A 24,626-nucleotide genomic window follows, 5' to 3' on the forward strand; every position below is an offset into this window, starting at 1 on the left:
TTCCTCCTGCGCTACCCAACTACTTCTTGATTTACTACAAATCTGAAAATAGGCCGGGCTCCCTTTAATTAACCAATGTCATTCCCATGAACATGGGAATCTACTAAAATCAGTGTAAAGTAAAATGGATTCCTGCCTTCGCAGGTATGACAGCGTTACAAAAGGCTTTCAGAACGCTAAATGTCATTTCGAACCGAAACATAGTGAAGCGTGAGAAATCTAGTTTGTTCTTGGGATTTCTAAATAAAGGTTGATGTCAGTCGGCGTGCTTTTGTCTCCGATACTTTTTTCATCGCCAAAAAAGTATCCAAAAAGTCTAGGCTGATTTTCCGATTCTTGAAATCTAACGAAGTCTTTGGTCCGCATCGTCCAGACCGTTTCCGATGTTATCGGAATACGCTTTGGACGATTTCCCTCAACCTTCTCAAATACTTCTTGATTTACTACAAATCTGAAAATAGGCCGGATTCCCCTTTAATTAACCTCTGTCATTTCGATGAACATGGGAATGTACTAAAATGAGTGTAAAGTAAAATGGATTCCTGCATTCGCAGGAATGACAGCGAAACAAAAGGCTTTCAGAACGCTAAATGTCATTTAGAACCGAAACGCAGTGAAGCGTGAGAAATCTAATTTGTTCTTGAGATTTCTAAATAAAGGTTGGCGACCGTAGGCGTGCTTTTGTCTCCGATACTTTTTTCATCGCCAAAAAAGTATCCAAAAAGTCTAGGCTGATTTTCCGATTCTTGAAATCTATTAAAGTATTTGGTCCGCATCGTCCAGACCGTTTCCGATGTTATCGGAATACTCTTTGGACGATTTCCTCCTGCGCTACCCAACTACTTCTTGATTTACTACAAATCTGAAAATAGGCCGGGCTTCCCTACAATTACTCCTGTCCTTCCCATGAAAATGGAAATCTACTAAAATCGGTGGCAAGTAAAATGGTTTCCTGCTTTCGCAGGAATGACAAAAACAGAACAAAAAGCATCTAAAACGCTAAATGTCATTTCGAACCGAAACGCAGTGAAGCGTGAGAAATCTAGTTTGTTTTTGGGATTTCTCAATCGGCTCGCACCTCATACCAGAATGACATCCTAACTCATTAAAATGCTATAAAAAAAAGGATTCCCGCTATCGCAGGAATGACAGCGTAAAAAATGGCGTATCCATCACCTTACTCCGCCCCTAACTCCTTCATCTTGGTGGAAATAAGATTGGCATACACTTCTATGGTATGGTCATAGGTATCGGCGTACACTTTATGCGTCCAGCGGTGGGCTTTTATTTTGTTCTTAATTATGTATAAATTCTTTTTGACCGATTCTAAAGTAGCCAAGTTATCGGCATCGGCTAAATAGATGTAGTACTGCTCCAGAATTACATTCCCGTAATAGGCAATTGCAAACGTCTCATTACGTCTACTATCAGGATATAATTTTTTAGAAAATTCTTGATTGCGCTTTAGCACGGTATCAAAGTCTTCTAGTAGTGCAGCCACATTCATTTCAATGCCCACCACCATCTGTAGAATAGAAAGCTCTTCTTCGGTTAGGCGTTTGGCCATTAACCTATTTTTGAGCGAATGAATATTAGCTAAGGCCGCATCGTAGTTTTTCTGGGCGATGAGAATGTTGCTTTCTTCTACTTTTTTCATGGCATCCTCCCAAAAACGTGTCTGCCCATAACTAAGTCCGGCAACTACGAAGCAAAGCACTAAAAACCATTTTTGCATATGTTGGTAAATTTAAACGGGGAAGGTTAACACCCCTAAGATACTCCAATACGTTTTAGAACTAGGCGCAAGCCAAAATTTATTCCCACACCGCCACGGCTTCTTCAGCCAATAGCTGGGTCATCTTAAATTCTTGGTGCCGCAATTGCGTATTCATCTGGTAATAGCAATCGGAATATACGTAACCGTATTTTTTAGCATCTTGGGCCGAAGCGCCAAAATAAATGGCTTTAAACTGCGCCCAATGGCAGGCACCTAAACACATCATACAGGGTTCGCAACTGGTATAGAGTACACATTCTTGTAGCGCTTTTTTACCCAGTTTTTTAGCGGCGATTTGTATGGCATGTAGCTCAGCATGTTGGGTAAGGTCTTGCTCTTTTTTTACCTGGTTATGCACAGCACATACCACTTGGTCTTTTAATACAATGACCGCTCCAAAAGCACCGCCGGTGGGCGAAGCCTTGCCTTCTTTTGCTTTGGCAATAGCCATGCGCATATACGTTTTATGCATGTTTAGTTTTTTGTTTTTAAAGATAGTAGGATTACTCCAGTAACTGGCGCTCTACTACCAGAAGTATGAGTGCGTACCAAAAAAGCTTAGAATTTTGTAGTGTTCTTCTGCCTAAAAAATCTTAAAACCCCAGTTAGATTATAGGTAAACCTCAAATTACGGAAATCTGTTTTTTGTTTAGGGGGGATTGGTTAATTTGGGGGTACCGAAACCTATTATTAATCTCCCCCTTTTGTATTATTTATTTCTAAATGAAATTCAACGAAGACTCTAGAGTAAAACTTCCTGCAATACTGCATTTAACCCAACTTGGGTATACCTACATTTTTTTAAAAAATGCTGTTTAGGATGAAGAAACCTGTTAACCTTTTCAATATTTTTTTTCGAAGAACATTGACTTTAAATCTTTTGAACAATATCATTAATCTTTAAATTTTAGTATTTAACATAAATGGCAAAACAAGAAAAAACCAAATCCATAGAAGAAACATTATGGCAAGCCTGTGACAAGCTTAGAGGCTCTGTAGAATCAAGCGAATACAAACACGTTGTACTAGGTTTAATCTTCTTAAAATTTGCCAGCGATAAATTTGAAGAACGTAAAAAAGAGCTCATTGAAGAAGGAAAAGAGAAATATGTAGAAATGAAGGATTTCTACAATATGAAAAATGTCTTTTTCTTAAATGAAAAATCTCGTTGGGAATACATAAAAAAATATGCAAAAGTTGAAAATGATGAGGTAGGAACAAATGCTACAAGAATAGATACTGCCTTACACAACATTGAAAAGAACAATCCTGCGCTTAAAGGTGCATTGCCAGATAATTATTTTTCACGATTAGGATTAGACAAAACCAAACTTGCATCGCTTATTGACCAAATAAGTGAAATAAACACCATTGCCGATAAACAAAATGATATTGTTGGTCGTGTATACGAATATTTTTTAGCCAAATTCGCTATCAAAGAAGGGAAAGGAAAAGGTGAATTCTACACCCCGAAAAGTATTGTAAATCTTATTGCTGAATTAATAGAACCTTATCAAGGTATTATTTACGACCCTGCTTGTGGTTCGGGGGGTATGTTTGTGCAATCGGTTAAGTTTATAGAAAACCATCACGGAAACAAAAAAGAGGTTTCTGTGTACGGGCAAGAATATACCAATACTACGTATAAACTGGCAAAAATGAATTTAGCCATACGTGGTATTGCTGCCAATTTGGGCGAAAAAGCAGCCGATACTTTTGGAGCCGACCAACACCCAGATTTAAAAGCTGATTTTATAATGGCAAATCCACCTTTCAATCAAAAAGATTGGAGAGGTGAAAACGAATTAACGGATGACCCACGTTGGAGAGGTTATGATGTACCTCCAAAAAGTAACGCCAACTACGGTTGGATTTTAAATATGGTATCTAAATTATCAGATAACGGTGTAGCTGGTTTTATATTGGCAAATGGTGCATTATCTGGTGGCGGTGAAGAATATAAAATACGTAAAAAATTGATTGAAAACAATTTGGTAGAAGCCATTGTCATTCTACCACAGAAAATGTTTTACACGACTGATATTTCGGTTACGCTTTGGATTTTAAATAATAACAAAACTGAAAAAACAGTCAACAAAGGAACGGAAACTAGAGAATACCGCTTTCGCGAAAGCGAAATATTATTTATGGACTTACGCCAAAAAGGCGAGCCTTTTGAGAAGAAATATATACAGTTTTCAAATACCCAAATTGAGGATATTGCTAATACTTTCCATACGTGGCAGACTAATGAAGAAGCCTATGAAAACATTCCAGAATACTGCTATTCGGCTACCAAAGAGGAAGTGATTAAAAAAGACTACTCATTGGTACCAAGCAAGTATGTTGAGTTTGTAAACCAAGACGAAAACTTAGATTTTGACACCAAAATGACAGGTTTACAAACCGAATTAAAAGACCTTTTAGCACAAGAAGAAGCTTCTAAAACTGATTTGCAGAACGTTTTTAAAAGTTTAGGTTATGAACTATAAGCGTTTAGGTGATTACATAAAAAGAATATCTGTAAAAAACACAGATGGTTTAGCAGAGATACTTTATGGAATTAATATTGATAAGTTTTTTATGCCTTCGGTGGCAAATGTAATTGGTACGGATTTGACAAGATATAAGGTAGTTTCAAACAATCAATTTGCTTGTAATAGAATGCACGTTGGAAGAGACAAAAGACTGCCAATTGCACTTTCTGATAGAGATTACGATTTCATTGTTTCACCTGCTTATGATGTTTTTGAAATTAATGATGTCAACGCATTATTACCAGAATACTTAATGATGTGGTTTACTCGTGAAGAGTTTGATAGAAATTGTTGGTTTCATACAGATTCTGACGTGAGAGGTAAATTAGATTGGAATGCTTTTATGGATATGACGTTACCCATCCCATCCATAGAAAAACAACAACTAATAGTAGATGACTACAACACGGTGACCAACCGCATACAACTCAACGAAAAAATAAACGCTAACCTAGAAGCTACTGCGCAAGCCTTATATAAAAAATTAGTGGCCGAAAATCAGTGCGAAGAATATTTATTAAAAGATTTGTGCTCATTTCAAGAAGGCTATGTTAATCCTTCTCAAAAATATCCCAATTATTTTGATGGAAATATAAAATGGCTTCGCGCTAATGATGTTAACGGAGGTTTTATTTTAAATACAAGTAGAACATTAACTGAAGAAGGCTTTGAAAGTGCAGGTGCCAGTGCATTACTTTTCGCACCGCATACTATCGTAATTACAAAATCAGGAACTATTGGAAGACTTGGTATTTTGAATGACTATATGTGTGGAAATAGAGCAGTGATAAATATTAAACCAAAAGAAGACAATAATTTACCTTTTATATTTTTCTCCTTAAAAAGTAGTTATAATGAGCTAATTGATTTGGCTACAGGTAGTGCTCAAAGGAATTTATACGTGCCAATTTTAGCAACAATGAAAATACAAGTACCAGACGAAGATGAGCTAACTAGTTTTTATTTAGTTTCTAAAAGTATTCTTAATTCAATTCAATTACAAACTAAAGAAAACCAAACCCTCAAAGAACTACAAAGTCTGTTATTAGCTAAGATGACTCAAGTTGAACTTAAAACATTATCGTCTTAAAAAATGAAATATAAATATCAACTCATAACATTAGGCTCAAACGTTCCTGAAAGACAAATAATTATTGACCAGATAAGGGAAGAATTAAGGAATCTCAAATTGCCTGAAGAGTTTATTAAAGTTATTCCAGCATCTTCTATTGAAGATGAATATAAGGGTAACCAACCTGCATTTGCATTATATTTTGGAGACACTAATAGCGATTTTAAGGATTTAGATGTTACTCAAAGGCTTCTGAAAGATGGTACAATGATACTTCCAATCTTCTATGACAGTTTTGAAAATGATATTCCAAGCGTTTTAGAAAATCAAAATGCTGTTAAATATTCAGAAAATGAAGTAAATAGAATTACTAATGTTGTCTTAGAAGCTTTTGAATTGTTACGAAGCACGAGAAAAGTATTTATTAGTTACCGAAGAGCAGAATCTACCGCTGTAGCTATTCAATTATACGAGGCTTTAGAAGCCTATAATTTTGATGTATTTCTAGATACGCATTCAATTCAGAAAGGAGAACCCTTTCAAGATGAATTGTGGTATCGTATGACTGATTGTGATGTGATTGTGCTACTAAATACTCCTGGTTTTTTGGAAAGTCATTGGTGTAAAGAAGAATTTGCAGAAGCAAGTGCTAAGCAAATAGGCATAGTACAATTGGTATGGCCAAATCATCAAATAAAGGATATAGACAAATCTTCTTATATAAGTTACCCAATACAATTAACAGAAGATGACTTTGTCAATAACAGGTTAGATAGTACTGGTCGCTTTATTGAAGTAATGGTAGAAGGTGTGCTTACTGAAGTGGAATCTGTACGCGCAAGAAATTTAGCAGCTAGACAAGATAATTTAATTACTGAATTTAGAAACATTGCAGAAAAGAATAATCGAAAGGTAACTGTACAACCTGAAAAGATTTTAACAGAGGATTTACCGAATGGAGAACATATTATCTACATACCTACTATTGGTATCCCTCAATCTACTAGTTGTCAATCTGCCGAAATCAAAAAAGAGTTGATGGGATACGATGAAGTGTCTATACGATTGATATATGATGATTTGCGAATTCGTGATAAATGGTTGCAACATTTGGAATGGTTGAATGACAATTTCAAAAAGGATATAAAAACACTAAAAAAACAAGATTTTGAATTATGGCTACAAAAGGCATAAAAAATATATTTCTATCTGCTAGTATTCCCTTGCCTAATAGAGATGTAAAGTATATAGAAACAGCAGACATTATTGCAATTCGTGACGCAGTTATTGCTCTGACAACAGTAGTATTGCCACATCATAGAATAATATGGGGTGGTCATCCCTCAATAACGCCATTAATTTATTACGTGATGCAAAAATTGGATATGAATATTCAAGAACACGTTACATTGTATCAATCAAAGTTATTTGAAAAGTTCTTTCCAGAAGATAATAATAAATTCGAAAATGTAATATTGACTGATATCATTGATAATAATAGAGACCTCTCTTTGCTTCATATGCGAGAAAGAATGTTGAGTGAATCAGATTTTGCAGCAGGAGTTTTCATTGGAGGTATGGATGGTATTGAAGATGAATATAGAATGTTTAAAGAATATTACCCAGAAGCAATATTACTTCCTATAGCTAGTACCGGTGCGGCAACTAAATTAGTATATGAGAATTTATTTCCTCAAAACCTAAAAAACACTAGACTTGAAAAGGATTATGGGTATATGTCCTTGTTTCAGGATTTTTTAATGGATAAAATTTAAAAGTATGGCAAGAAAAGTATTCGTTTCATATAAATATTCTGACTCATTAGTACAAGATTTAGATATATATGTAGACTCGATTTTTGGTAAAATAAAAATTGATACAACAGCAAGACATTATGTAGATGAAATTTCAAAGCATCTAACAGGTGATGACCATATTTATAAAGGTGAAAATGATGATGAAAGTATGGAGAACTTGGCAGATTCTTCTATCAGTTCAAAATTAGGTGACAAGATTTTTGATAGTAGTGTTACGGTTGTTTTGATTTCTAAAGGAATGAAGGAATCGTTTAAATCTGAAAAAGACCAATGGATTCCTTGGGAAGTTTCATATTCTTTAAAAAAGCAAACAAGATTAGGCAGGACCAGTAGCACTAATGGTGTTATAGCCGTTATACTTCCAGATGAAAATGGAAGTTACGAATATTATATAACACGTGATAGCGAATGTAATTGTAGACAATTGAATACTCCTATTTTGTTTCAAATAATACGTGATAATATGTTCAATGTTAAAGAACCAAACAGAAGGGCTTGCAATGGCGGTTGGGTTTACTCTGGCGATAGCTCTTATATTCAATCTGTAAAGTGGTCTGATTTTATAGTAAATCCTACAAAATATATTGACAAAGCAATAGAATTACGAGATAAGAAGGATGATTTTAACATTGTAAAAACAATTAGGTAATTAATGGCAAAATATAGCGTACACCAACAACCTGTAGAAACATTATTAAGTTGGATAAAATCTGGCGATATCGCGATACCAGAAATACAGCGTCCTTTTGTATGGAAAGCTTCCAAGGTAAGAGATTTAATAGACTCTTTATACCAAGGCTATCCTGTAGGCTATATTATTACTTGGCGCAACCATGATGTTAAATTAAAAAATGGAGAGTTATCTGCAGGTAAAAAAGTTTTAATAGATGGGCAACAGCGTATTACAGCCTTAACAGCCGCTATAGTAGGGCAACGTGTTTTAAACAAAAACTATAAAGAAATTAATATTCGTATTGCTTTTAATCCGTTAACTGAAGCTTTTGAAGTTTTAAATAAAGCCAAAGAAAGAAGTCCAGAATGGATTAACAATATCAATCCTATTGTAAATGATGAAATTTCTATTACCAAAGCCATTCGTCAATACCTAAAAGATAACCCTGAGGCAGATGAAGATTTGGTTGAGGATAGAATAGAAAATCTTAAAAAAATAAAGAGTAAACAAGCTGGTATTATTGAGCTAGATGCCAGTTTAGATATAGATACAGTAACCGAAATTTTTATTCGTATCAATCAAAAAGGTGTGGTACTAAGTAATGCAGATTTTGTAATGTCTAAAATTGCTTCAGACGAGCAATACGGTGGTAACAAAATGCGCAAAATGGTAGATTATTTCTGCCGTTTATTGGTAGATAAAGGTTTCAACAAACATATTGTAGATAACGATACCAATTTTGCAGAAAGCAACTACTATAAAGCTATTAAATGGATGGCTACAGGTAATGACGACTTGTATTGCCCTGATTATATAGATATGCTCCGTGTGGCGTTCACTTTTAAATTTAGCCGCGGTAAGTTTAGTGATCTGGTCGCTTTATTATCTGGTAGAAATTTTGAAACCAGAACTTACGAAAATGAAATTGCAGCTGCCAGTTACAATAGGCTTTCAGAAGGCTTAGAAGCCTTTGTTAACCAAACCAATTACCAAAGGTTTGTAATGATATTAAAATCGACTGGGTTAATAAGTAGAAAGCTTATTTCATCACAAAACAGTTTAAACTTTGCCTACGCCTTATACCTAAAATTAAGGGATGAAGGAATGAGTGAACCAGAAATACAAGGTTATGTAAAAAGATGGATGATATTATCCATTTTTATCGGTCGTTATTCAGGCTCAGCAGAATCTAGAATAGATGAAGATATCAAACAAATAAACACCAAGGGCATTGCAGCTTATTTGTTACAAATGGAGCAAGCGCATTTAGGAGAAGGCTTCTGGGATTTTGGTTTAATTAACGACTTGGAAAGTTCTAGTGTAAACAATAACGCCTATACCTTGTATTTGGCTGCTCAAGTAAATAGTAATGCCACAGCCTTCTTATCTAAATCAATGACTATTACTAGTCTTATTGAGCAACGAGGAGATGTTCATCACATTTTCCCTAAACAATACTTAATAGCCAACGGTTATCCGCAAAAAGCATACAACCAAGTAGCAAATTTTGTGTACACGGAGCAAGCAACTAATATAAAAGTAGGTAAAATGCCACCCGTAGAATACCTAAGCAAAATAGAAACCCAAATAAACGAAGGGATTAATGAAATTAGCACTATAGATACTAAAGATGCTTTACAAGAAAATATTAGAGCTAACGATATTCCGTCTTTTATTAAAGAATCAACACATCAAGATTACACAAGATTTTTAGAACAAAGGCGTAAGCTGATGTCTAAGAAATTAAAAGCATATTACGAAAGTTTATAAATGTAACGGATGGGTCAAAAATTTACAGAAGCACAACTAGAAAATGTTTTTGGAGAGTTATTAGCAAATGAAGGCTATCCGCACCATTTAGGCACTACCCTAAATCGTGCAGAAGACGAAGTGATTTTGGAAGACGATTTACGTTTGTTTTTAGCTTCAAAATATGGCAGAGAAAACATTACTAGCACAGAAATAGACGGTATTATTTTACAATTAAAAACCTTGCCAGCTTCTGATTTATATGAAAGCAATAAACGTTTTATGCGTATGCTTTCTGATGGGTTTATACTAAAACGGGAAGACCCAAACCAAAAGGATATCTACGTACAATTAATAGATTTTTCTGGTTTAGAAAAACAAGTTCAGGGCGAAAACCTAGAAACAATTAAAGTTTCAGAACCTGAACCTACCTTTGGCGATAACAACATTTATAAATTTGTAAATCAATTAGAAATTGTAGGTAGCCACAAACGTATTCCAGATGGTATTTTATATGTGAATGGTTTGCCTTTAGTGGTGTTTGAGTTCAAAACAGCTATTCAAGAAAACACAACCATCCATAACGCTTATGTACAATTAACTACACGCTACAAGCGAGATATTCCGCAACTGTTTATATACAATACGTTTTGCGTAATAAGTGATGGCGTAAACAATAAAGCAGGTTCTTTTTTTGCACCTTATGAGTTTTATTATGCTTGGAGACGTGTTTCTGGATTAGCAAAAGATGTTGATGGCATAGATTCTATGTTTACACTCGTTCAAGGAATGTTACACAAAAATCGTTTGCGAGACATTATTCGCAATTTCATTTACTTACCAGACAGTAGTAAAAAAGACGAAAAAATTGTGTGCCGTTATCCGCAGTATTATGCAGCTAGAGCTTTGTACGAGAATATTAAACTAGCTCAAAAACCAGATGGTAACGGAAAAGGTGGAACCTATTTTGGTGCTACAGGTTGCGGAAAGAGTTTTACAATGTTGTTCTTAACGCGCTTATTAATGAAAAGCGAATATTTTAAAAACCCAACAATTGTTCTTATTACTGACCGCACCGATTTAGACGACCAATTATCATCACAATTTACCAATGCAAAAAATTATGTTGGAGATAATGGCATTGTAAGTGTAGAAAGTCGTGACCATTTGCGAGAATTACTGCAAGGTTGTGAATCTGGTGGTGTGTTTTTAACGACCATACACAAGTTTACCGAAGATTTAGAATTGCTCACAGAACGTACCAACGTCATTTGTATTTCTGACGAAGCACACAGAAGTCAAACCAATTTAGACCAAAAAATAAAAGTTACCGAAAAAGGGGTTAAGAAAACCTACGGTTTTGCAAAATACTTACACGATTCATTACCTAATGCAACCTTTGTTGGCTTTACTGGAACGCCCATTGATGCCACATTAGATGTATTTGGTAAAGTAGTAGATTCTTATACAATGACAGAATCTGTAAAAGATGAAATCACCGTAAGAATTGTATATGAAGGACGAGCTGCAAAAGTGATTTTAAACAATAGCGAACTAGAAAAAATTGAGAAATACTACGAAGAAGCAGCCGAAGCTGGAGCCAATGAATATCAAGTAGAAGAAAGTAAAAAGCAATCGGCAAATATGAATGCTATTTTGGGTGACCCAGATGTGCTACAAAAAATTGCAGTTGATTTTGTTAATCATTATGAAAACCGAATTAATGAAGGTGCAACTGTAAAAGGTAAAGCAATGTTTGTTTGCCCAAGTAGACCTATTGCTTACGAGTTTTACAAAAACGTCATTGCATTACGACCAGAATGGGCAGAAATAAAACAAGCGGAAGACGGAGCAGAATTAACCGACAAAGAGAAACGAGAAATAAAACCAATGGAACGTGTTAAAATGATAATGACACGTGGAAAAGACGACCCAAAAGAACTGTATGAAGCTTTGGGTACAAAAGAGTATAGAAAAGAATTAGACCGTCAGTTCAAAAACGAAAAATCTAACTTTAAAATTGCCATTGTTGTAGATATGTGGTTAACAGGTTTTGATGTTCCTTTCTTAGACAGTATTTACATTTATAAACCTATTCAACAACACAATTTAATTCAGACAATTTCTCGTGTAAACCGAAAATTTGCAGGAAAAAACAAAGGTTTAGTAGTTGATTATATTGGTATTAAAAAAGCTATGAATATGGCTTTAGCCAAATATGGAAAAGGCGACCAAGATAATTTTGAAGATATAGAATCGTCTTTAATTGTAGTTCGTAATCACTTAGATTTATTAGGTAAGTTCTTCCACAAATTTGACAATAGTAAATATTTTAATGGCTCTTCATTAGACCAATTACACACCTTAAATAAAGCAGCTGAATTTTCACAAGTAACCAAAGAAGCTGAAACCCGTTTTATGGGCTTGGTTAAAAGGCTAAAAGCAGCTTACGACATTTGTGCAGGAAGTGAAAAGCTTACGCAAGAGGAAAGAGATTACACGCATTTCTATTTAGCAGTTCGTTCTATCGTATTCAAATTAACTAAAGGTGATGCACCAGACACTGCTCAAATGAACGCAAAAGTGCGTGATATGATTAAAGATGCCTTGCAAAGTGATGGCGTAGAAGAAATATTTAAACTAGGCGAAAACACAGAAGCTGAACAAGATATTTTTGATGATGATTATTTAGCCAAAATAGACAAGATAAAATTACCGAACACTAAAATTAAACTACTTCAAAAACTATTGGCAAAAGCCATTGGTGAAATGAAGAAAGTAAATAAGGTAAAAGGTGTTGATTTCACTAAAAAGATGGATGCTTTGGTAGCTAGATACAATGACAGAAGTGAAAACGACATTTTACGAAGTGAAGTTTACGAAGAAATGGCAGAAGCATTAACAGAGATGATAATGCAAGTTCGTGATGAATTTAAAGCAGGTGACAAGCTCGGTATTGACTTTGAAGAAAAAGCCTTTTATGATATTCTTTTAGAATTATGTGCTAAATATGATTTTACATATCCAGAAGACAAGTTAATTGAGTTAGCTAAGAAGGTAAAAGAATTAGTTGATAGTCAAGCAAAATTCCCTGATTGGAGTAAACGAGACGATATTAAAGCAGCTTTAAAAGTTGGACTGATTCTACTCTTAGACGAATTTGGATATCCACCAGTAGAAAGAGACGAAGTTTATGAAGAAATCTTCTCACAGGCGGAGAATTTTAAAAAACATTCCAGCTGAATTTAGTTCATTTTAATTATGAAGATGGAAAGCTACTGTAGCTAATTGAAAAAGAATTATAAAAAAACTAATACCGTATTATGGTAGGCATTAAACACCTATAAAAATGATTACATCTAAGATTAAAGCTTCATTCCAAGAAGAATTTGGGTCTATCACTCATCTTTTCACCATTATTGAAGAGCCCTTAAGTTCACTTGCCGCTTGTACTAAAACACATGTGTATAACCCAGGAGTCTATGTGTTTGTGTTAGACAATCAGGTAATCAAAGTGGGGCGTCACTTAACCAATAGCAGAAAACGAGCATTGGAACATATAAGAGATAATACTTCTGGGAAAGGTGTTTTTCAAATGAAATCCTTAGCAGATAAACCTGAGACAAAAGTGATACTTTTTAATGTTTCTGACCCTAAAAACTACCATTGGGTAGCTGCTGTAGAAATCTACTTAGAAAATAAACTTGAACCATTGATTAAATCGGGTAGAACGGGTTAATTCTACCTAACGAGAAAAACTACAACTCCACCCCATTCGCTACAATAAACCCTTCCACATGTTCGCGCATTTGTATGGTGGTTAAGCCCACTGGAGTATCTGGGTGGTAGAGCGTTTTAATAATTTCACGGTCAAAGTCGTTAAACTCTTGCGCCGCACCAGAACACATAACGCTGGTAATTTCGTCGGCACAGTACTGGTCAGAGGTATGCCCCAGCCCAATAATGTGGCCAAACTCGTGTTTAAAAAGGCCTTCGTCTTCGTAACCCATCCAAATTCTACCCTGAAAAATGTAATTGTCAAAGGTGGAGTTGTATAAGGCATAGCCCCCAAACTGGTTACTTTTAATAAACTCATACATATCTGGCCACTGTTCTCGCACAGCTTCGGTTGGGCCAAAAATTACGTGTACGTTGGCCTCAGCTGCGGTATTTACCAACTGTATGGCGGTACCATCGGTAATAAACCCGCGGTATTCGTCTAAAAAGCTGTTGAGGGTGTTTAGATAACTATCCGAAACCCCTTCGATATATACGTTAAGTACCCCTTGCCATTTTTCGCTTAGCGTACCCCCAGAAGCGGTTGGTGATAGTTTATAGGTAAGGTAAATGTATTCTTCTACAAATTCTTTTTGAGCATCGGTTAGTGGGCCATCCTCAACATTGAGCACGTTTAGCGTAATGGTTGCTGAAGCGGTAGCACTTTCAGCATCGCGCACGGTAATGGTAGCCTGTATGCTGCGGGTAGTTTAGTAATCAAACACATTTTTAGCCACTGTAGACAGTACGCCGGTATTTAGATTAACCGCTAAAGGATAGTCACTTTCAATAAAATACTTAAGGGCGCCACCTTCAGGGTCAACGGCTTCTATTTGACCTATTTCTATAAAGCCGCCAATGGTTTCTAATACCTCAAAACTTTGGTCTTCAATTACGGGTCTGGCGTTTACGGGAATCTCCTCCATAGGTTCGTCGCCGTCACTATCAGTAGAACAAGAAAATAGCAGTACGCCCATAAGGGCAATCCAAAAAGAGCGGTAGTGGTGTATCGTATTCATAGGATGGATGGTTGGTACTTTAAAACTACTACTTTTAGCGAGTGCATACAAACGTAACCACAGTAAATGAAGCTTTTAGCCCTAAGAGCGCAGGTAGTATCTTTAGCTTTAGATGAACTCCAAAATGAATAAAGCCTTACAAAAACATTTAGCCTATGTGTTGTGTATTCGGGTGAACAGTATACGTGCTGTTTCGGGAGGCGATATTTCTGCTGCGTACGGTATTACCGCTGATACCGAACAGTTTTTTTGTAAGGTTAATGGGAGCCCGCAGGGCTTAGCCCTTTTTGAAGCTGAGCAACAAGGGTTGCAAGCGTTGCGCAAAACTAAGACCATAAGCGTACCTAAAGTGTTGTGGTGTGGTACATTTGAAGGTAACGCCATTTTGGTTATGGAGCACATTACCGCTAAACAGGCCAGTGCGACCGACTTGGAAAAATTAGGGCAGCAGTTAGCGGTACTACATCAGTTGTCTGCACCACCAACATTCGGTTTTTCAAACGCTAATTTTATAGGTAGTCTGCCACAACAAAATCGTACGCATTCTAAATGGGTAGACTTTTTTGTGCAAGAGCGATTAGTACCCCAGTTTAAACTAGCTAGAGATACGCAACTAGTAACGGCTACGGAACTGCCAACTGAAAGTAAATTGCTCAAAAGATGTGAAGCGCTTTTCCCAGAGGTACAACCGGCACTCTTGCATGGCGATTTGTGGAGTGGTAACTATTTGATATCTGAAAACGGGGAACCGTATTTAATAGACCCATCAGTATATTATGGGCATGCTGAGGTGGACATAGCTATGACGCGACTCTTTGGTGGATTTGGTCAGCGCTTTTATGATGCGTATCATGAAATTCGCCCAGAAGTCAGTGGTTGCAACGAACGCACAGCACTATACCAATTGTATTATTTATTGGCACACCTGAATATGTTTGGGGTTTCGTATAAAAACTCTGTTCTCGAGATTGTTAAACGATATTTTTTGTGAAGAAGTGAAAGCGGTTTTGGATTTCTACTTTCGCAGGTATTACGACATTAGAAAAGGCTTTCAGAACGCTAAAGGTCATTTCGAACCGAAACGCAGTGAAGCGTGAGAAATCTAGTTTGTTCTTGGGATTTCTCAATCGGCTCGCGCCTCATATCGAAATGACACTAAACTCCTTCCTCTGGTTAGGGGAAGGTGGACTGGCGATAGTCAGGATGGAAAGGGTTGTGTATCCGATTCTTGAAATCTAACGAAGTCTTTGGTCCGCATCGTCCAGACCGTTTCCGATGTCATCGGAATACTCTTTGGACGATTTCCCTCAACCTTCTCAAATACTTCTTGATTTACTACAAATCTGAAAATAGGCCGGGCTTCCCTTTAATTGACCACTGTCATTCCCATGAAAATGGGAATCTTTTAAAAAGCAATTCTTAGCGTAATGGATTCCTGCTTTCGCAGGAATGACAAAACCACGACGAAAAGGTTAATGTGTGGTTTTCTTTACAGAAGAATACATTGAGAAAGCTCGGAATGGTACCTGTTCCGTGAAACGGAACGGCCGAGTTTCGAGATGGGTTTTACGTAGTAAAAATTCCTGCTGGAAAGTCTCCTTTCTTTTGCTTACCAGCGCTACATCTCGCACATAAAATTTAAAGATGCACTGCATTTTTAAATTTTAGTCGTTGGAGAGCAAAGAAAATGAAGAAAACCAAGAGATTTCTCATTCGGCTCGCGCCTCATATCGAAATGACACTAAACTCCTTCCCCTAGTTAGGCCTGAGCTTATCTTGATTCAGTAGAAAGGTGCACTGACGATAGTCAGGACGGAAGGGGTTGTGTATCCGATACTTTTTTCATTGCTATAGTGGATTCCTGCCTTCGCAGGAATTATAGCATTAGAAAAGGCTTTCCGAACGCTAAATGTCATTTCGAACCAAAACGCAGTGAAGTGTGAGAAATCTAGTTGGTTTTTTGTTTTTTGTCGATAAAGGTTGGCGACCGTAGGCGTGGTTGTGTATCCGATACTTTTTTCATCGCCAAAAAAGTATCCAAAAAGTCTAGGCTGATTTTATGATTCTTGAAATCTATCAAAGTTGTTGGTCCTCATCGCCCAGCCCGTTTCCGATGTTATCGGAATACTCTTTGGACGATTTCCTGCTGCTATACCCAACTACTTCTTGATTTACTACAAATCTGAAAATAGGCCGGGCTCCCTTTAATTGACCACTGTCATTCAAATGAACATGGGAATCCAAAACATCAAAAGAACTCCTTCCTCTGGTTAGGGGAAGGTGGACTGGCGATAGTCAGGATGGAAAGGGTTGTGTATCCGATACTTTTTTCATTGCCAAAAAAGTATCCAAAAAGTCTAGGCTGATTTTCCGATTCTTGAAATCTAACGAAGTCTTTGGTCCGCATCGTCCAGACCGTTTCCGATGTCATCGGAATACTCTTTGGACGATTTCCCTCAACCTTCTCAAATACTTCTTGATTTACTACAAATCTGAAAATAGGCCGGATTCCCCTTTAATTAACCTCTGTCATTTCGATGAAAATGGGAATCTTTTAAAAAGCAATTCTTAGCGTAATGGATTCCTGCTGGAAAGTGTGTTTTCTTTTGCTTACCAGCGCTACATCTCGCACATAAAATTTAAAGATGCACTGCATTTTTAAATTTTAGTCGTTGCACAATCAAAGAAAATGAAGAAAACTAAGAGATTTCTCAATCGGCTCGCGCCTCATATCGAAATGACAAATCGTGAAGTTGGTTTCACTGTCATTCCAATGAAAATAGAAAGCTAAAAACATAAAAAAAACTCCCTCCCCTAGTTAGGGGAAGGTGGACTGACGATAGTCAGGACGGAAGGGGTTGTGTTTGGTAACTAAATGTCACTTCGAATAAATTTTCGAGGTGAATACGGAGCGCAGTCGAAGTATAGGAAAAAATTAGTATCGAGAAGCTTTTTCAACTCAACCAGTTCTCGATACAACCGCTCTTTCAGGCCGCCACTCGAACTGACAATCTAGTAACATAAAACAAAATCTTAGGTTAAAACCCAAAGAACCTAAGGTGTGCGAAAACTACAACTTAGTAAAAGCAATCTCTTCAAAAGAGTGAATTACCTTATCCGCTTGTGAATAATCCTGATTTTTAGAGTTCGGACTATCATAACCCACACAGTAAATACCTGCAGCTTTAGCGGCTATAATTCCGTTTGTAGAATCTTCAATAACCATGCAGTTTTCTTTTTTGTGGCCCGAAGCCGCGGCAGCTTTATTAAAAATTTCAGGATGCGGTTTAGATTGTTGTAAATCGGCCCCGCTCAATTTAGCTACAAAATATTGGTCTAAATTGAATCGTTTAAACACGTTATTTATATTGGGCATTGAGGCAGAACTCGCCAAAACTAGGGTTAATCCGTTTTCATAATAGTCTTGAATACGCTCTAAAACCCCATCAATCAATTGCAAATCGGGGTCGTTAAAAAATAAATCTTTAAAATGGCTACGCTTACGAGCAACTAGTTCTTTTGCCTCGTAGTCAAGGTTAAAATGATCAACCAAAATTTGGCAGATAGGTAAGGTGGCCATGCCGGTAAAGCTTTCATACAATGAAGCGTCAACGGTAATTCCAAAGTCCTTAAACATTTGATGATAGGCTTTATAATGCAGCGGTTCAGAGTTAATAATTACGCCGTCCATATCAAAAAGTACTGCTTTTACCATTCTTTAAATTTTGAGCAAAAATAGTAGCTTCTGGCAAGTTACCTAGTATAACCTTTATTACGAAAAAGCTTAGCGTGTCAAAGCATTAAATTCTTCAATTTCTGTTTAACTTTGAATTAATTTTTAATGAACAATTAAATTGATTTATCAAGGTTTGCCTGAAAAGTTAGAAAAGCAGTATCCTGAGTTAAACTTTAGGAACCACTGCTATTTACGAATTGCCTTAGATAATACCCTAAAAACTAAATGGGACACTAAACTAAAAAAGCCTGCTTACAAGTATTTGTTGCCTCACCAACTAATTGCAGTCATTAATCTATTAAAAAGCTATCAAAAGAGTAAAGAGGTGTTAATGCAGCACAATAGGCAATCGCTTAACTATAGAAAACTATGCAAAATACAACAGAGATTACCATTTTAGGAGCAGGTATTAGCGGATTATTAGCTGCTAAAACGTTGGAAGAACAGGGGTTTAACACCACCATTATTGAAGCAACCAATGAGGTGGGCGGCAGAGTTAAAACTACTATTGAAAACGATATAGCCTTTGATCATGGTTTTCAGGTAATGCTAACTGCGTACCCACAAGTTCAAAAACACCTGGATTTAGAAGCTTTGGAACTACAGTATTTTAAACCGGGGGCTTTGATTTTTAAAAACGGAAAAACAACCAGAATTGGGGACCCTTTACGGGATTTATCGGCTTTATGGCCTACACTAATTTCTACTGTTGGAACCTTAATAGACAAATGGAAAATTTTTAAACTAACCCAAGAATTAAAAAAACAATCCATTTCCAAAATTTTTGAGGCGGAAGATACCTCAACGATAACTTTCTTAAGGAATTATGGGTTTTCAGAAGCAATCATCAGTAACTTTTTTAAACCTTTTTTTACGGGTATATTTTTAGAGGAGGAGCTCCGAACGTCCTCTAGAATGTTCAATTTTATTTTTAAAATGTTTGCAGAAGGCTACGCAGCAGTTCCTAAAAAGGGTATTGGTGCAATAGCCCAGCAACTTAAAAATGGTTTGTCTACAGCCGTTTTCAAGTATAACACAAAAGTGGTTGCAGTAGCAAATGAAACCCTCACGCTAAGTGATGGGAGTAGCATATCTCAAAAACCGATGCTATCAACATTTCCGTTAAACGAAAATGTAAAATGGAAAAGCTGCCACAACTTTTACTTTAGAACAGCTGCTAAAACTTTTGATACTGGAATAATTGCTTTAATTGCTGATGAAAATTCGCTGGTTAATAATATGTACTATTTGTTTACTACAGATTATCCCGTACTATCAGTAACCGTAGTTAAAGAAACTAATCTTTCTTTGCTTGAATTGGAAAAACAAGTTCGAAAAGAGTTGCAAGAATATTGTGGTTTAGAAGTGGGTATGCTTTTAAAACATTACGAAATTACCAAGGCATTACCCGAATTGCCCACAGTTACCATGCACCCAAAAGCTACATCACAACCAGAGGGTGTTTTTAAAGCTGGTGACTATACCTTAAATGGTTCATTAAATGCCGCAATGGCCTCAGGAGAAGCAGCAGCCTATGCTGCAATTACTTACTTGAGACAAACAACTTAATCAGTTGTACGTTTGTGTGCTAACAACATTTCAAAAGAAACATATTTAAGTGCTTTTTCGTGGGTAGCTTCTAATTTAACCGGAGGTGCAACCCCAGCATTATAGGCTTCTTTCCAACGAGAAACGCATAAACACCATTGGTCACCTGGTCGTAGCCCTGGAAACTGGTAAAAAGGAATAGGGGTAATCAAATCGTTCCCTTTTTCCAATGTAAATCGAAGAAACTCTTCCGTCATTTCAGCACAAACTACGTGTGTTCCTGTATCTATATCACCAGTTTTACAAAAACCATCTCGGTAAAATCCAGTTTTTGGTTCAAAGCAGCAGGCCACCAATGGTGTACCCAGCACATTTTTAGGCATTGTTTTGTTGTTGATTTTTTACTTCAGAAATCGTTTGTTGGTTTTTTAGTGCTTCTCTAATTGATTCACTAAAGCGCACACCGTCTGCATGCATGTCTGCTAAAGGGCGTTCTGTAATAAAGTGAGATTTCTTTTTCATAGCATTTGATTTTTAGGCAACCGTGAACTTTTAACGGTTATTTAGTACTTCTTTTTCCTAAGGTACCAAATTTTGTTTAACTTTTGTGTAAATTTATTAAACATTATGAAATTTTAGTAACCACAAGAAGAGTATCAAGTTTAAAACAGCATAAAAAGCAGCGGGGAGTGACTTACGTACGGAGTCTTTGATTTTAATTCGGATAGCGAGTCCCATGAACATCAAAATAGAAAGTCCTAAACTGCCCACAATAGCTAAAGGTTTATAAAACAATCCGAGTAGTAAAGCTAAAGCTCCTAATAACTGTAAGTAACCTGTTAATCTTCTATAGTTTACTAATCCGTAACGTTTAAACTCCAATTTTAAGAATGGAGCGTAAAGGCAAGAAAAGCCAAAAAACACAAAAGAAATGGCAGAAAATAATTGAATTCCGATGAGGAATGGGTTTGCTACTGACATGAATTACAAAAATACGAACGTAAAATTTTAAAATAAAGACACTATGGAATATCTATTCACTGCAATCAAGATTTTTATTTTTCTAAGCATTATTAATGTTTGGTTTATTCGATTTAACAAACCCACTGTATACAGAGGCGGTGAAGCTAATAGCATGAAAGCCGAGTTTAAAAATTACGGCCTATCAGAAACTATAATGTATATAGTTGGCGGATTAAAAGTATTAAGTGCTCTTGGTATGGTGCTTTCTATATGGGTTCCTCAACTATTATTACCGGCGGCAATTGTAATGGCCATACTAATGGGTGGAGCTATTAGCATGCATTTAAAAATTAAAGACCCCTTTAAAAAAGCTTTTCCAGCTTTTTCATTTTTGTTTTTGTCATTGTTACTCATCTTAAATTATACCGGCATTTTATAATCCTTATAGCTGAATTAAACCTATAACCATGATGAAAAAAACCATCCCAAACTGGCTACAAAAAGCAAGAACACACTGGCAATTTAAAGGCGAACAACGACCAGATTTTGCCGAAACTCCAAATGAAGGTCAGCGCTCTGTATGGGATTTTCCCAGACCGCCAGTTCTAGAGAAAACCACAAAACTTATTAAAGTAAAATACAAAGGTGAGCTTATTGCTGGTAGTGCAGAGGCCATGATGCTTTTAGAAACGGCCCACCCTCCTACCTATTACATTCCGCCGCAACATGTAAAGCAGGATATTTTGGTGAAAATACCTGGTAAGTCCTCATTTTGCGAATGGAAAGGTGCTGCCACCTATTGGGCATTAAAAGACAAGCCACAACTCATGGTTGGGTGGTCATATGAAAAACCGTATCAAGAGTTTTCAGAATTAACTGCGTATTATAGTTTTTATCCTGATGCATTGGATTGTTATGTTGATGATGAAAAAGCTCGAAGACAACCTGGCTGTTTCTATGCTGGATGGATTACAGATGAGTTTGTTGGCCCGTTTAAAGGAGAGCCTAAAACTGGTCATTGGTAAACAGTTACGTAGTGGTGTAACAATTCTTCACAAATTCACACTAACCTAAAGTGAAGCTTCTAGTTTTTTGTTAGCTTTAGCATTACAACTTGTAAACACTACATAAATGGACATATTCGGAAAAATTAAAGAAAAGCTTAGCAATGAGTTTATAGACATTGTTGAGTGGCTAGATTATACAGATGACACCATTGCACATCGTTTTGAACGCTACCAAAACGAGATAAAAAATGGAGCAAAACTTATTGTTAGAGAAGGACAAACCGCCGTTTTTGTTAATGAAGGTCAACTAGCGGACGTATTTACACCTGGTACTTACGACCTTACTACGCAAAATTTACCTATTCTTTCTACACTTAAAGGATGGAAATACGGGTTTAACTCCCCTTTTAAAGCAGAAGTGTATTTTGTAAATACCCATTTATTTACCGATGAAAAATGGGGCACTAAAAACCCAATTACCTTAAGTGATGACCGTTTTGGTTTAGTAGAAATTCGTGCTTTTGGTACGTATGCATTTAGAATTTCGGATGCCGGAAAGTTTATCGTTGATATCGTAGGTACAGATAACAACTTTACCAACTTTGAAATCAATGAACATTTAAAAAGTCTAATTGCCACCCGTTTTACAGATACCGTTGGCGAAGCCAATTTACCAATTGAATTGTATGCTGCAAATACTTCTGAATTATCAGATACCTGTAGAGAGGTTATGGCACCAGAATTTGAAAGTGTTGGTATTGCTTTAGAGAAATTCTATATCGAGAATGTAAGCATGCCAGAAGATTTAAAGAAAGAAATCTTCGAATACAGTCGTTTAGACAAGTTAGACATGCAAAAACTAGCCCAATTTAAAGCGGCTAAAGCCATGGAATTAGCTGCAAAAAATGAAGGCGGAACTGCAGGTGCTGGTATGGGCATGGGTATGGGCTTTGTATTAGCGCAACAAATGGGCGGTATGATGGGCGGCTCCCCAATGGGGCAACAGCAGTCTTTTCCGCAAGCAGGTAGTGCTGCAGCACCTCCACCAATGCCAGTTGCCGTACAGTATTTCTATGCAGTAAATGGAACACAACAAGGTCCGGTTTCTTTTGATCAATTAAAAGCACTATTTGCCAACCGTACCATTAATAGAGATAGTTTGGTGTGGAAACAAGGCATGGCCAATTGGACAGCTCTACAAGAAGTTGAAGAATTAAAGTCGTTTTTAGGCGGTAATACTCCACCCCCATTACCTAACGCCTAATTAATCTGGTTTTGTCTACCCTGTAAGGCTGTTCTCAAAGCTGTATCAGGGGAATTAAAGCAAAAGATTTCCGCTTACGCGGGAATGACCACATGGAAGAAAACACCGTAAAAAATACCGAGCTCAAAAAACCCTGCATTAATTGCGGGGCAGAAATGAAATATCAACCCGGAACTACAAATATTTCATGTGAATATTGCGGGCATCAAGAGACTATTATTAATGAAAATGGGTTTGAAGAATTAGAATTATACCCCTATTTAAATGCCATGGGGGCGCAGCGGCACAGTGAGGAAATTTCAATGCTCCAGTGCAAAAATTGTGGAGCCACTCAGCATATAGAAGAAAACTACAAGTCGTTACACTGTGTGTATTGCAGTATGCCTCTGGTTTTAGAAGACCAGTATAAAGAAGAATGGATTTTACCTGGAGCGGTACTCCCTTTTCAAATAGATAAAAAGAAAAGTTACCAGATTTTTCAACGCTGGGTAAAGCGCTTATGGTTTGCGCCCAACAACCTCAAAAAAGCAGCTTTAGACCCACAGTTTACCAAAGGGCTTTATTTACCCTATTGGACGTTTGATGCTCAACTTTATGCGCAATACACCGGGCAGCGAGGCGAATATTATTATGAGACAAAAAGGGTACGTAACGCCAATGGTAAGATGGTAAGTAAGCGTGTTCGTAAAACCCGATGGTACCCCGCATCTGGCCAAGTATCTGGCTTTGTAGATGACACTTTAGTGGAAGCTTCAAAACAGCGAAAAGGTCGTGTGCCCTCTAAAATAGCACGTTGGAATTTAAAATTATTACAACCCTTTAATTCTAGTTTTTTAAGAGGTTTCGTTACTGAGAAATACACCATTCCGTTACGTCAAGGTCATTTATCAGCAAAGGGAGAAGCCGATCGAATTGCAAAGCGATGGTGCAGACAAGATATTGGCGGAGATACGCAACGGGTGAGCAGCATGCAGGTAAAATTATCAGAGGAGACCTTTAAACATATTTTGTTGCCTGTTTACGTAAGTGCATACAGGTACAATGGAAAAGAATACAATTTCTTTGTCAATGGTGAAAACGGAACCATTTCTGGAACACGACCCTACAGTGCTTGGAAAATATTTTTTACCATACTAGCAGTACTTATTGTTATTGGTTTACTGGTCTTTTTTAACAAGTAACCCAACTAATTGGTGTGGTTTTCTTTATTTTTAAAGGATTCTATACCAAACCTCCCATGAAAAAATTAGTTGTGATTAGTCTGCTTTTGGTGTTTGCCTTTCCTAGTAATGCTCAGGATACTGCTTATGAAAAAGATAGAAACGCCATTCTTAAAATTTTAAAAGCCCAAGAAGATGCATGGAACAACTATGACATTGAAACCTTTATGGAAGGTTATTGGAAATCTGACGAACTTACTTTTTATGGAAGTGGCGGAGTAATTAAAGGTTGGCAGGCAACTCTTGAAAGATACCGAAAGAGCTATCCTTCAAAAGAACATTTTGGCACCTTAAAATTTAAATTCAATGAGATTGCGCCAATTGCTGAAGAAAGCTACTATGTAATGGGAGAATACCATTTAACCCGAAGCGTGGGCGATACTAACGGTATTTTTATGCTTGTTTTAAAGCAAATTAACGGTGAATGGAAAGTAATTGCTGATACCTCAGCAAAAATTAATTGAAGC

Annotated in this window: 24 protein-coding genes; 15 read left to right on the plus strand and 9 right to left on the minus strand. The window is 36.7% G+C overall.

Annotation, left to right across the window (positions count from 1 at the left end):
- Nucleotides 1–629: 629 nt before the first annotated feature.
- The 3 genes from H5V42_RS07610 to H5V42_RS07620 form a co-directional block, all read right to left on the minus strand.
- Nucleotides 630–839, minus strand: coding sequence for a hypothetical protein (locus tag H5V42_RS07610; protein ID WP_185782543.1), 210 nt, complete (start codon nucleotides 837–839; stop codon nucleotides 630–632).
- A 338-nt stretch (nucleotides 840–1,177) separates the two neighbouring features.
- Nucleotides 1,178–1,717: a hypothetical protein gene (locus H5V42_RS07615; protein ID WP_185782544.1), complete on the minus strand. Its 540-nt coding sequence runs from the start codon at nucleotides 1,715–1,717 to the stop codon at nucleotides 1,178–1,180.
- A gap of 97 nt (nucleotides 1,718–1,814) precedes the next feature.
- A complete protein-coding gene (locus H5V42_RS07620; RefSeq protein WP_229665612.1) occupies nucleotides 1,815–2,249 on the minus strand; it encodes a nucleoside deaminase in 435 nt (144 codons plus the stop codon).
- A 451-nt stretch (nucleotides 2,250–2,700) separates the two neighbouring features.
- On the opposite strand from H5V42_RS07620, the gene H5V42_RS07625 reads away from it, so the two are divergent.
- The 8 genes from H5V42_RS07625 (at nucleotide 2,701) to H5V42_RS07660 (ending at nucleotide 13,364) form a co-directional block, all read left to right on the plus strand.
- Entirely contained in the window at nucleotides 2,701–4,269 is a 1,569-nt protein-coding gene (locus H5V42_RS07625; RefSeq protein WP_185782545.1) for a type I restriction-modification system subunit M, read from the plus strand.
- Entirely contained in the window at nucleotides 4,259–5,404 is a 1,146-nt protein-coding gene (locus tag H5V42_RS15160) for a restriction endonuclease subunit S (protein ID WP_206682538.1), read from the plus strand. Before H5V42_RS07625 ends, H5V42_RS15160 begins: the two co-directional genes overlap by 11 nt.
- Before the next feature lie 3 nt (nucleotides 5,405–5,407).
- Entirely contained in the window at nucleotides 5,408–6,580 is a 1,173-nt protein-coding gene (locus H5V42_RS07635; protein WP_185782546.1) for a toll/interleukin-1 receptor domain-containing protein, read from the plus strand.
- The gene (locus tag H5V42_RS07640) at nucleotides 6,562–7,161 is read left to right on the plus strand and encodes an SLOG domain-containing protein (protein ID WP_185782547.1); all 600 of its coding nucleotides are present in this window, start codon (nucleotides 6,562–6,564) and stop codon (nucleotides 7,159–7,161) included. Before H5V42_RS07635 ends, H5V42_RS07640 begins: the two co-directional genes overlap by 19 nt.
- Before the next feature lie 4 nt (nucleotides 7,162–7,165).
- Nucleotides 7,166–7,852 (plus strand): TIR domain-containing protein, encoded by a 687-nt coding sequence (locus H5V42_RS07645; RefSeq protein ID WP_185782548.1) that lies wholly within the window; start codon nucleotides 7,166–7,168, stop codon nucleotides 7,850–7,852.
- 3 nt (nucleotides 7,853–7,855) lie between these two features.
- Nucleotides 7,856–9,646 carry a GmrSD restriction endonuclease domain-containing protein gene (locus H5V42_RS07650; RefSeq protein ID WP_185782549.1) on the plus strand — a complete coding sequence of 597 codons (1,791 nt, stop codon included), beginning with the start codon at nucleotides 7,856–7,858 and terminating at the stop codon, nucleotides 9,644–9,646.
- A gap of 9 nt (nucleotides 9,647–9,655) precedes the next feature.
- Nucleotides 9,656–12,868, plus strand: a complete 3,213-nt coding sequence (locus H5V42_RS07655; RefSeq protein WP_185782550.1) for a type I restriction endonuclease subunit R — start codon at nucleotides 9,656–9,658, stop codon at nucleotides 12,866–12,868.
- 106 nt (nucleotides 12,869–12,974) lie between these two features.
- A complete protein-coding gene (locus H5V42_RS07660; protein WP_185782551.1) occupies nucleotides 12,975–13,364 on the plus strand; it encodes a hypothetical protein in 390 nt (129 codons plus the stop codon).
- Nucleotides 13,365–13,383: 19 nt separating this feature from the next.
- Here the strand turns inward: H5V42_RS07660 and H5V42_RS07665 are convergent, their stop codons facing one another.
- On the minus strand, nucleotides 13,384–14,082 hold the full coding sequence (locus tag H5V42_RS07665; protein ID WP_185782552.1) for a hypothetical protein: 699 nt from the start codon (nucleotides 14,080–14,082) through the stop codon (nucleotides 13,384–13,386).
- 30 nt (nucleotides 14,083–14,112) lie between these two features.
- Complete coding sequence (locus tag H5V42_RS07670) at nucleotides 14,113–14,421, minus strand: hypothetical protein (RefSeq protein ID WP_185782553.1); 309 nt, start codon at nucleotides 14,419–14,421, stop codon at nucleotides 14,113–14,115.
- 124 nt (nucleotides 14,422–14,545) lie between these two features.
- Between H5V42_RS07670 and H5V42_RS07675 the strand changes: the two genes are divergently transcribed.
- Nucleotides 14,546–15,412, plus strand: a complete 867-nt coding sequence (locus H5V42_RS07675; protein WP_185782554.1) for a fructosamine kinase family protein — start codon at nucleotides 14,546–14,548, stop codon at nucleotides 15,410–15,412.
- 2,079 nt (nucleotides 15,413–17,491) lie between these two features.
- On the opposite strand, the gene H5V42_RS07680 is transcribed toward H5V42_RS07675, so the two are convergent.
- A complete protein-coding gene (locus H5V42_RS07680; protein ID WP_185782555.1) occupies nucleotides 17,492–18,136 on the minus strand; it encodes an HAD family hydrolase in 645 nt (214 codons plus the stop codon).
- Nucleotides 18,137–18,526: 390 nt separating this feature from the next.
- Between H5V42_RS07680 and H5V42_RS07685 the strand changes: the two genes are divergently transcribed.
- The gene (locus tag H5V42_RS07685) at nucleotides 18,527–19,726 is read left to right on the plus strand and encodes an FAD-dependent oxidoreductase (RefSeq protein ID WP_185782556.1); all 1,200 of its coding nucleotides are present in this window, start codon (nucleotides 18,527–18,529) and stop codon (nucleotides 19,724–19,726) included.
- On the opposite strand, the gene H5V42_RS07690 is transcribed toward H5V42_RS07685, so the two are convergent.
- The 3 genes from H5V42_RS07690 to H5V42_RS07700 all read right to left on the minus strand — a co-directional run bounded on the left by H5V42_RS07690 (nucleotide 19,723) and on the right by H5V42_RS07700 (nucleotide 20,686).
- Complete coding sequence (locus H5V42_RS07690) at nucleotides 19,723–20,088, minus strand: DUF2237 family protein (RefSeq protein WP_185782557.1); 366 nt, start codon at nucleotides 20,086–20,088, stop codon at nucleotides 19,723–19,725. The two genes, H5V42_RS07685 and H5V42_RS07690, sit on opposite strands and share 4 nt — an antisense overlap.
- The gene (locus H5V42_RS07695) at nucleotides 20,081–20,227 is read right to left on the minus strand and encodes a hypothetical protein (protein ID WP_185782558.1); all 147 of its coding nucleotides are present in this window, start codon (nucleotides 20,225–20,227) and stop codon (nucleotides 20,081–20,083) included. The genes H5V42_RS07690 and H5V42_RS07695 overlap by 8 nt, the downstream gene beginning before the upstream one ends.
- Nucleotides 20,228–20,323: 96 nt before the next feature.
- Nucleotides 20,324–20,686, minus strand: coding sequence for a DoxX family protein (locus tag H5V42_RS07700; protein ID WP_185782559.1), 363 nt, complete (start codon nucleotides 20,684–20,686; stop codon nucleotides 20,324–20,326).
- Between the two features lie 43 nt (nucleotides 20,687–20,729).
- On the opposite strand from H5V42_RS07700, the gene H5V42_RS07705 reads away from it, so the two are divergent.
- The 5 genes from H5V42_RS07705 to H5V42_RS07725 all read left to right on the plus strand — a co-directional run bounded on the left by H5V42_RS07705 (nucleotide 20,730) and on the right by H5V42_RS07725 (nucleotide 24,623).
- Nucleotides 20,730–21,107, plus strand: a complete 378-nt coding sequence (locus tag H5V42_RS07705) for a DoxX family protein (protein ID WP_185782560.1) — start codon at nucleotides 20,730–20,732, stop codon at nucleotides 21,105–21,107.
- Between the two features lie 28 nt (nucleotides 21,108–21,135).
- Nucleotides 21,136–21,693, plus strand: a complete 558-nt coding sequence (locus H5V42_RS07710) for a DUF427 domain-containing protein (protein ID WP_241731857.1) — start codon at nucleotides 21,136–21,138, stop codon at nucleotides 21,691–21,693.
- A gap of 106 nt (nucleotides 21,694–21,799) precedes the next feature.
- On the plus strand, nucleotides 21,800–22,939 hold the full coding sequence (locus tag H5V42_RS07715) for an SPFH domain-containing protein (protein ID WP_185782561.1): 1,140 nt from the start codon (nucleotides 21,800–21,802) through the stop codon (nucleotides 22,937–22,939).
- Nucleotides 22,940–23,031: 92 nt separating this feature from the next.
- Nucleotides 23,032–24,120, plus strand: coding sequence for a DNA helicase PriA (locus tag H5V42_RS07720; RefSeq protein ID WP_185782562.1), 1,089 nt, complete (start codon nucleotides 23,032–23,034; stop codon nucleotides 24,118–24,120).
- A gap of 56 nt (nucleotides 24,121–24,176) precedes the next feature.
- A complete protein-coding gene (locus H5V42_RS07725; protein ID WP_185782563.1) occupies nucleotides 24,177–24,623 on the plus strand; it encodes a YybH family protein in 447 nt (148 codons plus the stop codon).
- Nucleotides 24,624–24,626 lie beyond the last annotated feature (3 nt).

This window comes from Croceivirga lutea (genome assembly GCF_014235875.1).
Classification (GTDB): Bacteria; Bacteroidota; Bacteroidia; order Flavobacteriales; family Flavobacteriaceae; genus Croceivirga; species Croceivirga lutea.